Origin of the sequence: Actinophytocola oryzae, assembly GCF_004364325.1 — a bacterium.
Lineage (GTDB): Bacteria > Actinomycetota > Actinomycetes > Mycobacteriales > Pseudonocardiaceae > Actinophytocola > Actinophytocola oryzae.
Window position 1 is genome coordinate 174,141 of the sequence record NZ_SOCP01000002.1, and the last position, 15,556, is coordinate 189,696.

The window sequence follows — 15,556 nt, forward strand, 5'->3', positions numbered from 1 at the left end:
GCACGGTCCCGCGTGCTGCGTTCTGTCACCGCGAGGCCGCGGCTGAAAGCGATGTGAAAGGGGAGATTGCTCTACTCACGCCCGGTGTGTTGACCTGAGCATGGGGGAGAGAGTCGATGACCTGGCGAAGAACGCCGGCCGTGTTGGTGGGACTGGGACTGGTCGTCGGCGTGGTGGTCGCGGACCGGATGGGTCCGCAGGCCACCACGCCGTTCCAACGGATCACCGAGACCGCCGACCAGAACGTCGCCGCCACCGCGGCCAGGCGGCAGCACGAACCTGTCCTGGTCACCTCACTGGGCACGCCCACCAGGAAGGTGTCCGCACAGCCGGACGGCACGATGCTCGCCGAGTTGAGCGCCGAGCCCATGCAGGTCAAGCGCGGCGAACGCTGGCTCCCGGTCGACCCCACGCTCACGAAGAACAACGGCGTGGTCACGGCCAGGACCGTCACCACGCCCATCACCCTCTCCGGCGGCGGCGCCACCCAGCCGCTGCTGAGGTACGGCCCGATCGCCGTGACCTGGCCCGGTCCCCTTCCCGCGCCCAAGCTGGACGGGCCGACCGCCACCTACCCCGACGTCCTCCCCGGCGTCGACCTCACGCTCACCGCCACCGCGACCAGCGTGTCCCAGCATCTGGTCGTCAGGACCCGGCAGGCGGCACAGTCGATCACGCGGATCCCGTTCGGCATCACGGCCGACGGGCTCGCCCTGTCCGTCAAGGACAACGCGCTCCTCGCCACGGACGCCGGCGGCAAGGTCGTCTACGGCACCCCGCCCGCCACGATGTGGGACGCGTCGGAGAAGCGCACGGCTCCCGTCGGGCTCGAGCTGACCGGCTCGACCCTCACCCTCGTCCCGGACCAGGGACTCCTGACCGACCCCGACGCCACGTTCCCGATCACCATCGACCCGGACTACCACCCCGCCGAGGAGCGTGGCTGGGCGAAGGTGTTCACCGGGCACCCCGGCGACTCCTACTGGTACGGGGGCATCGACGACGGGTTCGGCAAGGTCGGCTCCTGCACCGGCCTCAACGACTGCGCCGGCGTGGGCACCAGCCGGACGTACTTCCAGTTCGACACGAGCTTCCTGGGCGGCAAGCACGTCCTGGACGTCAAGTTCGCGGCGACCATCGTGCACAGCCCGAGCTGCGACACGGCCGAGCACCAGCTGTACATCGCGAACTCGACGTTCGGCTCCGGGCTAACCTGGAACAACCAGCCCGGCGCCACCTTCGTCGACCGGCAGACCGCGCAGGGAGCGTGGGGCGGCACGTGCGCGGGCAACAAGGGCATCGAGTTCACCGTCGGCGGGTTCTACAGCCCGTCGAACTGGTCGGCCTACTCCATCCGCGCCGCCGACGAGGCCCACAACTACGCCTGGCGCCGCTACGACGTGGGGTCCACGCGCCTGCGTGCCCGCTACAACATCGTGCCCGGCGCGCCCACCGACCTCACGACCGAGCCGAACCGGCCGGTGTGCAGGTGGTGCGACGGCAAGAGCTACGTCCGTGACGACGTCATCCGCCTGAAGGGCCGGATCGGCGACGGCGACAACGACAACATCACCGCGCGGTGGGACATCAGGGGCGGCTCGTCAACCGAGCACCACGACGGCCCGACCATCATCCAGGGCAACCTGTTCACCACCGACGTCGACCTGCGCAACCGCAACGGGCAGACGGTCACCTGGACCCTCTACGGCTGGGACGGCACCGACAACGGGCCGTCCAGGGCGGGGACGGCGTTCGTCGTCGACCGGATCGGCGTCACGACACCACCGACGATCGCCGCGGGACTGTACCAGGGGGACGACCGCTGGCACGGCGGTGTGGACGTGCCGGGCACCTTCACGTTCGGCTCGGCCGGGGTCGCCGACATCGACCACTTCGAGTACACCTGGGGCAACAAGGCGCCCGTCCCGGTCGACGCGGACGCGTTGGGGGGCAGGGCGACCGTCACCGTCATGCCGCCGGGCGACGGGCCGCAGAACCTGGTCGTGCGGAGCTTCGACCGAGCCGGGAACCCCAGCCCGGAGACGACGCTGCGCACCTACGTCCGGCCGGGCAGCGGCGCGATGGCGCAGTACTCGTTCGAGGGCAACGCGAACGACACCGCCTACCTCGGCGACCGGCACGGCACGGCGACCGGCGGGGTGAGCTACCTGCCCGGCGCCGTCGGCACGGCCGCGTCCTTCGACGGCACCGGCTACGTGACCACCACCAACACCGTGCGGACCGACGCGAGCTTCAGCGTGTCCGCGTGGGCCAGGATCAACCCGACGGGCGGGGCACAGGCGATCGTGAGCCAGGACGGCACCACGTTCGCCGGCTTCGACCTGTGGTGGCGGCCGGACAACGGCGGCCGGTGGGTGTTCGCCATGGCCGACCCCGATGCGACACAGGGCAACGCCGACATCGTGTGGTCGGCGGCACCCGCCCAGCCGAACACGTGGACCCAGCTGACCGGCGTGTACGACGCGGCGGCGAACCAGCTCCGGCTGTACGTCAACGGCGTGCTGTCCGCGAGTGTGGCCAAGGCGAACGTGCGGCCGGAGAACTCGACCGGACCGGTGCGGATCGGCCGGACCATGTGGGACTCGCACCCGGACGTCGACTTCGTGAACGGCGCGATCGACGAGGTGAAGCTCTACGACCGGGTGGTGTCCGACGCGGAGATCGCCGCCTCGGTGAACCGGGACAACGTCCAGGTCGGCTACTGGAAGTTCGACGAGACCAGCGGCACCACCGCGGCGAACACCGTGCCGGGTGGCAGCAAGGCCGTGCTGCGGGGCAACGCGCACTTCACCCAGGACGGCGCGGTGAAGGGCGCGCTGCAGATCGACGACTCCGGCGACGTCGCGCAGACCGACGGCCCGGTCCTGCGTACCGACCAGAGCTTCTCGGTGGCGTTGTGGGCGCGGCTCGACCAGTCCCCGGTGACCGGCGGCATCTCCGTGGCGCTGTCCCAGGACGGTGACGTGAACTCCGCGTTCCTGGTCGGGTACCGCAACCTCGCGAGCGGCCCGAAGTGGGAGGTCTACAGCTTCGGCGCCGACGCGACGACGCACCCGGGTGACGCGGCGATCGTCAGCGACGTGCCCGCGAAGGTGGGCGAGTGGACGCACCTCGCGGCGGTGTACGACGCGCAGGCCGGCAAGCTGCGCATCTACGTGAACGGCGTGCTCGCCGGGACCACGAACAAGACGGTGGCCTTCAACGGCACCGGACCGATGGTCCTGGGACGCAACAGGGACGCGAGTGTCGACGGCAACCCGTGGCACGGCGCGATCGACGAGGTGCGGGCGTACAGCCGGGTCCTGTCGGGTGAGGAGATCCGCGGCATCGTCGGCGGCGACAACGTGATGCTCGCCGAGTGGAAGCTCGACGGCAACACGGTCTCCTCGCCGGCCGGCCACGACGGCTCGCCGGTCAACGGCACCGCCTACACCGCGGGACAGGCCGGCATGCCGGACTCCTCGGACCTGGCGGCCCGCCTCGACGCGACCGGCCAGCAGTCGATCAGCGCACCGCACGTGGTGGACGTCGACCGCAGCTTCGCGGTGGCCGCGTGGGCACGGGCGGACAAGCTTGGCGGGCTGCCCGCGGTGGTCTCCGAGGACGGGACCAGGATCAGCGCGTTCAAGGTGCGGGCCAACGACGACGGGCGCTGGTCGTTCGTCATGTTCAACACCGACGACCCGGGCGCGAGCAGGGACGAGGTGCTCGGCGGTACGGTCCAACTGGGACAGTGGACCCATCTCGTCGCCGTGTACGACTCCGGCGTGCACCAGCTCCAGCTGTACGTCAACGGTGTGCTGGCCGGGTCGGCAGCACACACGCAGAGCTGGAACCCCGCCGGCGGGTTCCAGATCGGCAGGGCGAAGTGGGCGGGTGCCCCGGTGGAGTGGTTCACCGGCGCGATCGACGACGTGTCGGTGTACTCCCGCCCGCTGTTCGCCTCGGAGATCCAGGCCATGGCGGGCCGGGACCTGACGCTCGTGCACGAGTACCCGTTCGACGAGTCCAGTGGCCGCAACGCCGCCGACGCCGTCGGTGCTCGCGGCGCGACCCTCACCGGCAACACGACGTTCACGCCGGGCCGGGTCGGCAACTCGGCCACGTTCGACGGTGACGGCGACGCGGCCACCACGACCGGCGTCGACCTGCGCACCGACCAGGCGTTTACGGTGTCGGCGCTGATGCGCATGCCGACCAGGGGGAGCGGCCGGATGACCGCCGTCAGCATCGACGGCGCCGCCACGAGCAAGTTCCGGCTCGGCTACCTCAAGGACGCCGCCCACCCGCTCGGGGTGTGGCTGTTCGAGATGCCGGAGTCCGATTCGGACAGTGCCCCGGTGACGCAGGCGGCCGTGTCCACGGTGCCGTCGGACGTGAACTGGACGCATCTCGTCGGCGTCTACGACCCGGCGACGAAGAAGATCTGGCTGTACGTCAACGGAACCCGTGTCGGCGACGGCACGCTCAACACGCCGTGGCAGGCCTCGGGCGGTCTGGTGGTCGGTCGCGGCCAGGCCAGGGGGCTGCCCGCGGAGTACTGGAACGGCTCGGTCGACGACGTCCGGCTCTACACCGGACAGCTGGACAGGACCAGGGTTTCCGCGCTGTTCCACTCCTACCCGGCGGAGACGGGCACGGGGTCGCTGCCGGTGCCCGACGCGGGCGCCTGGAACCTCGACGAGAACACCGGCACGACCGCGAACGACTCGAGTGGCCGCGGCATGAACGCGACGCTCAGGGGCGGCACGGGCTGGGTCGGCGGCCGCAACGGGCCTGCCGCACTGAACCTGGACGGCACCTCCGGGTACGCCGAGACCAGTGGGCCGATCGTCGACACCTCACGGAGTTTCACCGTCGCGGCGTGGGCGTACCTGACCGCGACACCGACGGGCAACCTCGTGGTTCTCGGGCAGGACGGCACCCGGCTGAGCACGTTCTCCCTTGCCTACAACGGCGCCGCGAAGAAATGGATGGCGCTGGTGCCCACGGTGGACGCCGACAACCCGGGCCAGTCGGTGACGATCCTCAACTCCACGGAACCCGCCACGCCGGGTGAGTGGACGCACCTGGCGATGTCCTACGACCCGAACCTGCGGCAGGTGCGGCTGTACGTGAACGGCATGCTGTCCGCCGCGCAGGTGGGCGTGACCGTCCTGCCGGCGAAGGGGCCGTTCTCCATCGGCCGCGGCAGGTGGAACGGCGGGAATGCGGCGTACTTCCCCCAGGTCATCGACGAGGTCCGTGCCTACAGCAAGGTGCTGACGGACGGCGAGGTCCGCAGGCTGCACGACGACGTCGTCGACTCGGACCTCGGGTACTACCGCTTCGACGACGGCACCCCCGGGGACTCGACGTGGCGGCACTACGACGCGACGCCGACCGACGGCGTGACCTACGAGCAGGGGGTGAGCGGCGGCGGCGCGAAACTGGACGGCACGGGTTTCCTGACCGGACCGGCCGGGCTGCCCATGCACGACAGCTTCACGGTGTCGGGCTGGGCCAGGCTGACCCGCGGCGACCGGATCGCCACGGTCGTCAGCCAGGACGGCGCCCGGATGTCCGGGTACGCGTTGCAGTACCGGCCTGAACTGAACCGGTGGGTGTTCGCGGGGTACACCTCGGACAGTGACGGCGCGCCGCTCGCGTACGCGACGGACCTGGTGCCACCGAAGCTGAACGAGTGGACGCACCTCGCGGGTGTGTACGACTACCCGGCGCGGCAGCTGCGGCTGTACGTGAACGGGCAGCTGGTCGGGTCGCGCAACAACGTCGTGCTGTGGCCGGCCTCTGGCAAGGTCGTGGTCGGCAGGGGCCGGATCAACGGGGCGTCTGCCGGGTTCTTCACCGGCTCGCTCGACGAGGTCCGGATCGCGGAAGGGGTCGTCACCGACGACCGGATCGCGGTCCGCGGCGGATGGGCGGCGCCGCAGGGCGGTCAGCTCGGCCGGTTCGTCAACGGTGCGGGTGACCACTACACCGGCAGCACCGACCAGGTCCGGTCCGGCTACCACTTCGAGGGCACGCTGGGCAGGCCCGCGGCGGCCGGGGCGAACACGACGATGCTCCACGCCTGCCAAGGCCGGTGCCGACGCGTTCACGTCCACCGACGCGGCCTGCGAGGGCGCGACCGTGGTCGGGGACGTCGGGTTGGTCTACACGGTGGCACCGGGCAACATCCCGACCATCCCGATCTACCGGTGCCTCGGTGGCACGGACCGGTTCGAGTCGCGGTCGGCCACGTGTGAGGGCGGCACCCAGCAACGCCTGCTGGGCTACTCGGTGGCCTACGGCACCTTGGCCGGCTACGGCCTCGGTGGCTTCGACCACATGTCCACAGCGGACGGTCCGGCGGTGGCCTTCGTGGCAGAAGGAGCGCAGGGGCTGCTCGCCCTGACCGCCTCGGAGGGTACGACCTCGCTGATGAGCTGCCAGGACGGTGCCGACACCTTCGTGTCGACGGACGCGGCGTGCGAGGGCAGGAAGGTGCTCGGCTCGCTCGGCCGGATCTGGACGACCGCGCCCGCCTCGGCCAACCGGCCGATCTACCAGTGTGTGAACGGTGGTGACCGGTTCGTCTCGCTGGACGCCGCCTGCGGTGGCCTTCCCGTGGACAGGGAGCTGGGTTACGTGCTCGACGACGTGCCGGCCGTGACGGCGGTGTTCGCGTGATGACTGGAGGAACCGTGCGCCGCAGACGTGTCGCGATGGTGCTGTCGTCGGTGTTGGCGGTCTCGGCCGTCGTCGGGTTGCCGGGTCGGGCATCGGCGGCCGGGGGGCCGTCGGTGCCGTTGCCGGACACCGCGCCCACCCCCGTCACCGAGCAGACCATGAAGCCGCGGGACGCCGACGAGGCTACCGTGAAGGAACTGCACGGCAACCAGGAGTCGAGCGGGCAGGCCGACGGCGGCGGCACCAACAAGGCCACCCCGCTCGCGCCGTCCGCGAAGTGGGACGTCTCGAGGCAGACGGGTGACTTCACCTGGTCCTACCCGCTGCGCGTGCCGCCCTCACCCGGTGGGTTCGTACCCGACCTCGCCCTGTCCTACGCATCATCCACGGTGGACGGACGGACCAGTGCGACGAACAACCAGGCGTCCTGGGTCGGCGACGGCTGGGACCTGTCGGTCGGGTACATCGAGCGCTCGTACCTGCCGTGCGCGCTCGACACCATGGACGGCACCACCCCGCCGACCGTCGGCGACCTGTGCTGGCGCAGCGACAACGCCACGGCCTCCTACGACGGCAAGGGCGGCGAGCTGGTCCGCAACGACGCCGACGGCACGTGGCGCGTGGCCTTCGACGACGGCTCCCGCGTCGAGCGGACCGGCAACCCCGGCGAGGCGGGGGAGTCGTGGAAGATCACCACGGTCGACGGCACCCAGTACTTCTTCGGCTCCCGCGACGACGCGCATTCCAAGTGGACGGTGCCGGTCTTCGGTGACGACGCCAACGACCCGTGCCACAAGACGTCCGGGTTCACCGACTCGCACTGCGTCATGCCGTGGCGGTGGAACCTCGACAAGGTCGTCGACCGCAACGGCAACATGATCCTCTACGACTACGAGGTCGAGACCAACTCCTACGGCATGAACCGCAAGGACCCCGCGGTCTCCTACGTCCGGAGCGGCACGCTCTCCTCCGCCGAGTACGGCCTGAACACCGCCAACGACAAGCACGCCACGGGCCGCGTCGACTTCGCGGTCGCACCCCGGTGCGTGCCGGGCAGTGACTGCACGCCGGACAAGAAGGCCAACTGGCCGGACGTGTCGTGGGACGACAAGTGCGACACGGCCACGTGCCCGGACAGGTACTCGCCGACGTTCTGGTCCACCAAGCGCCTCGACGCGGTCACGACCTCGGTGTGGAACGGGTCGAAGTACACGCCGGTCGAGAAGTGGACCATGGACCAGCAGTTCCCGAAGAGCGGCGACGGCGAGAAGCCCGCGCTGTGGCTCAAGGGAATCAGGCACTCCGGCCTGGCCGGGACCCAGGTCGACCTGCCGGACGTGCGGTTCGAGGGCAAGAGCATGGAGAACCGGGTGGTGAAGCAGGACGGTATCGGCCCGTTGCTGCGCTACCGGATCACGGCGGTCGTGTCCGAGGCAGGCGGGGTCATCACGGTGAACTACGCGCCCCCGGACTGTCTCACCGCACCCGCGCACCCGGAGAGCAACACGCTGCGGTGCTATCCGGTGAAGTGGGCGAAGAAGGACTTCGCCGAACAGACCGACTACTTCCACAAGTACGTCGTCGAGTCGATCACCGAGTCCGACCGGCTCGCCACCAACACCGAGCAGGAGACCAGGTACCAGTACCTGGACGGCGCGGCGTGGGCGTACGACGACTCCGAGTTCACCAAGGACGACCACCGCGACTGGAACGTCTTCCACGGCTTCCGGCGGGTGCGGATCACCAAAGGCAAGCCGGGTGACCTCGCAGGCCCGCAGACGATGGTCGAGGAGCGTTACTACCAGGGCATGGACGGCGACAGGCAGCCGAACAACGGCACGAGGTCGGCGTCGGTGCCCGACACCGAGGGCACCGACTACACCGACAGCCCGTGGCTGCGGGGCTTCCAGTACGAGAGTGTCGTGCACGACGGCACGTCGGACCGGGTCGTCAGCAAGACGATCGTGACACCGTCGGTCCAGGGGCCGGTCGCCACCCGGGGCTCGATCAAGGCCTACCTGGTCCGGCCCGCCGTCCAGACCAACTACACGGCGCTGGCGGCAGGCGGGTGGCGCAAGTCCCGCACCGAGCAGAGCTTCGACACCAGTGGTCTGGTCACCACGAACAACGACCTCGGTGACCTGGCCACCGGCGACGACGACAAGTGCACGACCACGCTCTACAAGCGCAACGTCGGCAAGTGGTTGATCGACATGCCGTGGCTGGTCAAGACAAGCGCCGCGGCCTGCACTGCCACACCGACGTTCCCCGAGGACGCCGTGTCCGCGACCAGGACCTGTTACGACGGCGGCGACTGCGCCGCGGGTCCGACGCGGGGGAACGTCACGCGGACCGAGGAGCTGGACTCGTGGAACGGGTCCGACCCGGTCACGACGCTCGTGTCCACCGCCGTGTACGACGACTACGGTCGTGTCACGTCCACGAAGGACGCCAAGGACCACGAGACCACGACCGCGTACACGCCGGACAAGGGCGGCCCGGTGACGGAGTCCGTGGTGACCGACCCGGCCGGCTTCACCACGAAGACGACGCTCGACCCAGCCTACGGTCAGCCGCTGAAGGTCGTCGACGCCAACGGCTTCACCACCGAGACCGCCTACGACGCGCTCGGCCGCGTGACCGAGATCTGGCTGCCCGACCGGCCGAGATCACCCGACGTGCGGGGCAACCAGTACTTCTCCTACGCCTACCACAACGACGCGCCGACGACGGTCACCTCGAGTGCCATCGGCCCGAAGGGCAACTACACCACCAGCACCCAGCTGTTCGACGGCCTGCTGCGGCCGCGGCAGAAGCAGGTGCCCGCGCCGGGCGGCGGCAGGCTCATCGTCGACACCCGGTACGACTCGCAGGGGCGTGCCTACCGGACGACCAAGCCGTACTTCACGAACTCGCCGGTCGACGACAGGATCTGGATCGCCGGTGACGTCGAGACCGCGAGCCAGACCCTGACCACCTTCGACGGCGCGGGGCGGCCCACGGTCGAGACCGTCAAGACCGGCGCGGACGACGCCTGGCAGACCACGACGGTCTACGGCGGCGACCGGGTCACGGTCACGCCACCGGCGGGCGGCACGGTCACCATGACCCTGACCGACGCCCGCGGTCAGACCACCGAGCTGCGCCAGTACCCCGGCGCGACGGCTCAGGGCGACGACTACGACAGCACGAAGTACGCCTACACCCCGGCCGGTCAGCTCGCGCGGCTCACCGACCCGGCGGGTCAGGTGTGGCAGCACACCTACGACCTCCACGGCCGCGAGGTCGTCACCGACGACCCCGACAAGGGCACGTCGACGTCGTCGTACGACGAACTGGGGCAGCTGGTCAGCACGACCGACGCAAGGAACACCACGCTCGTCTACGACTACGACAGCCTCGGCCGCCGCAGGGCGGAACACCTCGGCACCGCGACCGGTCCGGTGCAGGCCGAGTGGACCTACGACACCGTGGAGGCGGGCGGGAAGGGCCTGCTCGCGACGTCGTCCCGGTACGTCGACGGCCTGACCTACCGTTCCGAGGTCCTGGCCTACGACCAGCGCGGCAGACCGGTCGGCACGACCGTCACCATCCCGGCGTCCCGGGAGGAGCCCGCGCTGGCCGGCACGTACACGACCTACCAGTCCTACAAGGAGGACGGCAGTGTCGGGGGCGTGACCCTGCCCGAGATCGGCAGCCTGCCCACCGAGACGTTGACCTACACCTACGACGATCTCGGCGGGCTCCAGACGGCGAGCGGGGGCTACGACGGCGAGACGGTCGACTACGTGACCGCGACCGACTACACCCGCTACGGCGAGCAGGCCAGGATCCGGATGGGGGCGCCGGGCAGGCAGGTGTGGGTGTCGAACTACTACGACACGAACCTCCGCAGGCACAACAGGTCCATTGTGGACATCGAGGCGGCGAACCCGAAGCAGTCGGACGTGAACTACTCCTACGACCTGTTCGGCAACGTCACGTCGATCGCGGATGCCTCGGACACGCAGTGCTTCCGGTACGACTACGTGCAGCGCCTGGCCGAGGCGTGGACACCCGGCGCCGGTTGCGCCGCCGATCCCGCCGTGTCCGCGCTGTCCGGGGTCGCCCCGTACTGGCAGTCGTTCACCTACGACAAGTCCGGCAACCGGTTGACGCAGACGCAGCACGCGGCGGCGGGCGACACGGTCCAGACGTCGACCTACCCGGCGGCCGGACAGCCGGACGCGCACAAGCTCGCGTCGGTGTCCACCGTGGGGCCGGGAGTGAACACCTCCGGTGCGGTCACCTACGACGAGACCGGGAACGTGAGGACCAAGCCCGGCCAGGTCCTGGACTGGGACGCGGAAGGCCACCTGGCGAAGGTCACCGAGGGCGGCAGGACCACGGAGTTCCGCTACGACGCGGCAGGCAACCGCCTGCTGCGCAGGGACGCCACCGGGTCCACGTTGTACCTTGGCGGCCAGGAGCTGCGGGTCACCAGGGCGACCGGCGCGAAGTCGGCCACCCGGTACTACGCCTACGGCGACCAGACCGTCGCGATGCGGGACTCCTCGGGCCTCACCTGGCTCGCCGCGGACGACCAGGGCACCGCGCAGACCGCGATCAACAGCACCACGATGAAGGTGACGCGCCGCAGGCAGACCCCGTTCGGCGGTTCCCGCGGCCCGGCGGTGACCTTCCCCGGAGAGAAGGGTTTCGTCGGCGGCACGAACGACCCGACAGGCCTGGTGCACCTCGGCGCCCGCGAGTACGACCCGGTGCTCGGCCGGTTCCTGTCGGTGGATCCCCAGCTGTCGCTGGGTGATCCGCAGATGATGAACGGCTACACCTACGCCGACGACAGCCCGGTGACCAAGTCGGACCCGAGCGGCAACGCGCCGATCTGCAACAAGTTCGGCGACTGCATGCAGGGCCACGACACGGGCGCCTCGAACCCGGCGGTGTGGCCGGCGGAACGCGCGGCACAGCAGGAGAACGCCCGCAAGTACGCGGACTACATCCGCGAACGCACCAAGCCGCGCCCGAAGCTGGACCGCTACGACGGCGACAACCTGCTGGTGGGCAAGCACGGCCCGTCCTGGGCGGAGGAAGAGGCGAAGTTCATGGCGAACCTCGACGCGGCGATCCAGGCCAGCCACGACGGGGCCTGGGCCCCGGACGGCTTCAGCGTGTCGCTCTGCGTCGACGCGGGTTTCGCGGTGATCTTCGGCGGCAGTCTGTGCATGGTCGTCGACGGCCAGGGCATCGCCTTCCAGCCCGAGTACGGTACGGCCCTGCCGGGGCTGTCGACGGGGTACTACACCGAGCTGGTGCCCATGGCCAGGAAGATGGTCGTGGACGCGTCGGCGCTCAAGCCGGCGCGACCGGGATTCTCCCTCAAGATCAACAACACGCCGGCGCAGCCGGGGCCCGGTGAGGGGGTCACGGTGACCCATCCGTTGTGGGGTAGGACCCTCGGCATGAAGTGGGGGTTCGAGTCGGACTTCAGCGGGCTGAACTCGGTCGGCATCGCGGTGCCGGGTGGGGAACTCTCGGCCACCTACGAGGGGAACTACACCACCCCGTACCTCGTGCGGTGGGACCACGTGTTCTCGTGGTACGACCCCAAGGAACACGACCGCTTCGGATTCTTCAAGTAGCGGTGACCCGGCACCGGGCCCGGGGTGCGACGATGACGCGGTTTCCGCTGTCGTTCGGGGTGGGTGCTGCCCCGGCGTGAGCTGCACGTGCGCGGCTGGGCACCGACAACGGGGACGAACCCGCGGCACGACACCGGGTTCAGCCCCGGCAGCCCTGGTTGACGAGCTGCAGGGTCACGCCCCGCACGACGCCCGCGTCGAACCGGAACCGGTACTGGCCGTTCGGGTTGCCCGGGGCGGCGACCAGCACGACCCCGTTCGGTTCGACGGTCTGGCCTGCGAGTTCCGGGTACACACCTCCGGCGACGAGGGTGCGTTCCGCGTTCCCGTCTGCACGGTCGACGAGCTGGTGCGGCTCGTCGACGTCCCCGGCTTCGAGACGTTCCGCGTCACACCTGACTGGTGACCTACCGCCGAGGACCACCGCGAGCCGGGGGCAGGCGACCACCTGCCCCCGCCGTGCGTCACCGGCGGTGCGGATTCTGTCGGCCGTCGAGGTAGACGACCACGGCCAGCACGCGGCGGTGGTCGTCGGCGGTGGCGGGGATCCGCAGCGTTGCCAGGATGTTGCGGACGTGCTTCTCGACGGTGTGCTCGCTGATGAACAGGCGGTCGCCGACGGCCTTGTTGGTCAGGCCCTGTGCCACGAGGGAGAGGACCTCCAGCTCGCGTGGGGTGAGCCGGTCCAGCGGGTCGTCGTCGCGGCGGCGGTGGGCGACCAGCTGCGCGACCACCGACGGATCGAGCACCGAGCCGCCTTCGGCCACGGTGCGGATGCTCGCCGTCAGCTCGTCGAGCCTGGCGACCCGGTCCTTGAGCAGGTAGCCCACCCCTTCGGTCCCGTCCGCGAGCAGCTCGATGGCGTAGGAGGGCTGCACGTGCTGGGACAGGACGAGGATGCCGACCCGCGGGTATCGCTCGCGGATGACGCGTGCCGCCCGCAGTCCCTCGTCGGTGAAGCTGGGCGGCATGCGGATGTCGATGATCGCGACGTCGGGCCGGGTGCTCTCGACCAGCGTGAGGAGCTCGTCCGCGTCGGCGGCCAGTCCGGCGATCTCGAAGTCCGCGCCCTCGAGCAGTCTCGCGAGTCCTTCGCGCAGGATGACCCCGTCGTCGGCGATGACTACACGCATGGCAGCTCCACGCTGAGAGAGGTGCCGCCTGCGGCGGGGCTGTGGATGTTCAAGGTACCTCCGAACCCCTCGACCCGGTCGGCGAGGCCACGCAGACCGCTGCCGTCACGTGCCTCCGCGCCACCGACCCCGTCGTCGGTGACCCGGAGGCGCAGGAGACCGTCGTGCGTCTCCGCCGCGATGGTCACTCCGCTCGCGTGGGCGTGCTTCGCCGTGTTGGTGAGGGCCTCGCTGGCGACGTAGTAGGCGGCGGTCTCGATGTCGGCAGGCACGGCGGCACGCAACCGGAGGTCGACGGTGGCGGACACTGTGGACCGACGGGCCAGTTCCGCGAGCGCCGCACCGAGACCGCGTTCGACCAGCACGGCCGGCCGGATGCCCTGGCTGAGGGTGCGGAGCTCGTCCATCGCACGCGCCAGGCCGTCGCGTGCCTCGTCCAGGGCGGCCCCGGCCGCGACCGGGTTCGCGCGGAGGTTCGCCTCGGCCAGCGCGATCGACATCGCGACGGCGATCAGTCGCTGCTGCGCGCCGTCGTGGAGGTCCCGCTCCAGGCGGCGCCGTTCCGACTCGGCGGCGCGCACGAGTCGCTCTCGCGAAGCCCGCAGCTCGACCAGGCGTGCCTCGAGGTCGGCACGCAGGCGCTCGTTCTCCAGCGCCATGCCCGCCGCCGCGCAGACGGAGTCGACCAGAGCGCGGTCGTCCTGCAAAGCCTTGTCGTGCACCAGAACTGCCACCGGCCGGCCGTTGCGCTGGACCAGCGTGCTCGCCTTCTCCGGATCGTCGGGGTCGAACGGACGTCCCCTGGAGTCCACATAGGTCTCGGTCGACGCCAGCCAGTAGCCCACCGCCAGGTCCGGGTCGCCGAGCGCGCGGCTGAGTGCGTCCCGCAGGTCCACGCCGCCGGGGCCGCCGTCGAGCTGGACCACCAGCTGTGCCACGGCGCCGCGGGCGAGACGCTGCCGCAGCATCGAGGCGAGGATCGAGACCGGGATCGCCGCGAAGACCAGTCCGCACATGAAGTTCGGCGCCTGCCCCATGGGTTCACCCGCGACGTCGTTGACGATCGTCACCACCATGGCCACGCAGAAGGCACCCCCGGTCCACAGCACGGGTGCCAGTGACCGCCGGACGGGCGTGGACGCCAGGCGGATCCGCCGAACGAACAGCACGACGGCGACGACGCTGACGACCAGGGCGGCGCCGCGCTGTGCCTGCAGGATCCCGTTCGCCCAGGCGTGGTCGCTGACGATCCGCACCGCGTTGTCGGGGCAGTCCGCGCACACGACCCCGGAGTCCGCCAGGACCAGCCAGGCCAGCTCGACCACCGTGCCCAGCACCACGCCGACCGCCATGAGCGCCCGGTCGACCCGACCGCTCAACCTGCCGTGCGGGAACACCAGGACCAGGTACATCACGCCTACCAGGTAGACGTCCTCCAGGGCGGTCCCGAGCGTGAACCAGAAGCTGTCGTTGCTGTAGGCGAGGTAGGTCGCGAACCACGCGAGCCCGATGAACACCAGGATCGACCCGATCCGGCGGCGACCGTGCCGCCACGTCAACAACCCGCTACCGACATAGGCCCAACCGACCGTCACGGCCAGAACGGCCGACATCGCCGCCTCGGCACCCGCCTCCTGCCGGCTCAGCGCGATGAGACAGATCACGCCCAGCCCGCTCAGGAAGGCCAGTACGGCCAAGGACACGATCCGGATCATGGTGGCTCGGGCACCGACCGACACGGTGGCTGGCAGGAGGTGGCGCACATCGCGAGCATGCCCGCCCCAGTTCGCCCGCGCCACATCCCCGGTACCCGTGATCGCGATATGATGGCTAGCCGGTAGCGCGGACTCCGGCCCGCAAGCTGTCGAGACGACCGTCCTAGGCAGAGGCTGGAGGTACAACGCCGGCCACGAGGGAACACGACCATGAGCACCACGTCGCAACGGTTCGTCGCCGCGATGCTCGCCGCCTTCGCCGTCATCCCTCTTCCCCTTGCCGCCCTGGGACTTCGCCGGGGCGGCGGGAGTCGTGAGCGCCGGGGCCGCCTGGCCGCGGGCGGGTGTCCTGCTGGGAGCGGCCGCCTACCTG

Annotated in this window: 6 protein-coding genes; 3 read left to right on the forward strand and 3 right to left on the reverse strand. The window is 70.3% G+C overall.

Annotation, left to right across the window (positions count from 1 at the left end):
- Positions 1 to 116 precede the first annotated feature (116 nt).
- Genes CLV71_RS04765 through CLV71_RS04775 form a run of 3 tightly spaced genes read left to right on the forward strand, consistent with a single transcriptional unit; the run spans position 117 to position 12,335 of the window.
- Positions 117 to 6,269 carry a LamG domain-containing protein gene (locus CLV71_RS04765; RefSeq protein ID WP_133901373.1) on the forward strand — a complete coding sequence of 2,051 codons (6,153 nt, stop codon included), beginning with the start codon at positions 117 to 119 and terminating at the stop codon, positions 6,267 to 6,269.
- On the forward strand, positions 6,172 to 6,693 hold the full coding sequence (locus CLV71_RS04770; RefSeq protein ID WP_133901374.1) for a hypothetical protein: 522 nt from the start codon (positions 6,172 to 6,174) through the stop codon (positions 6,691 to 6,693). Before CLV71_RS04765 ends, CLV71_RS04770 begins: the two co-directional genes overlap by 98 nt.
- Positions 6,693 to 12,335, forward strand: a complete 5,643-nt coding sequence (locus CLV71_RS04775; RefSeq protein WP_133901375.1) for an RHS repeat-associated core domain-containing protein — start codon at positions 6,693 to 6,695, stop codon at positions 12,333 to 12,335. Before CLV71_RS04770 ends, CLV71_RS04775 begins: the two co-directional genes overlap by 1 nt.
- A 139-nt stretch (positions 12,336 to 12,474) precedes the next feature.
- Here CLV71_RS04775 and CLV71_RS04780 read toward each other — a convergent pair whose 3' ends face one another.
- Genes CLV71_RS04780 through CLV71_RS04790 form a run of 3 tightly spaced genes read right to left on the reverse strand, consistent with a single transcriptional unit; the run spans position 12,475 to position 15,171 of the window.
- Positions 12,475 to 12,783, reverse strand: a complete 309-nt coding sequence (locus CLV71_RS04780) for a hypothetical protein (RefSeq protein ID WP_133901376.1) — start codon at positions 12,781 to 12,783, stop codon at positions 12,475 to 12,477.
- A gap of 16 nt (positions 12,784 to 12,799) precedes the next feature.
- Positions 12,800 to 13,468 (reverse strand): response regulator transcription factor, encoded by a 669-nt coding sequence (locus CLV71_RS04785; RefSeq protein WP_133901377.1) that lies wholly within the window; start codon positions 13,466 to 13,468, stop codon positions 12,800 to 12,802.
- On the reverse strand, positions 13,459 to 15,171 hold the full coding sequence (locus CLV71_RS04790; RefSeq protein ID WP_166663933.1) for a sensor histidine kinase: 1,713 nt from the start codon (positions 15,169 to 15,171) through the stop codon (positions 13,459 to 13,461). Before CLV71_RS04790 ends, CLV71_RS04785 begins: the two co-directional genes overlap by 10 nt.
- Positions 15,172 to 15,556: the final 385 nt, after the last annotated feature.

What these genes read in the sequence shown, in the direction of transcription:
- CLV71_RS04765 (WP_133901373.1), top strand. Translation starts at nt 117, where the DNA reads ATGACCTGGCGAAGAACGCCGGCCGTGTTGGTGGGACTGGGACTGGTC.
- CLV71_RS04775 (WP_133901375.1), top strand. Translation starts at nt 6,693, where the DNA reads ATGACTGGAGGAACCGTGCGCCGCAGACGTGTCGCGATGGTGCTGTCG.
- CLV71_RS04785 (WP_133901377.1), bottom strand. Translation starts at nt 13,468, where the DNA reads ATGCGTGTAGTCATCGCCGACGACGGGGTCATCCTGCGCGAAGGACTC.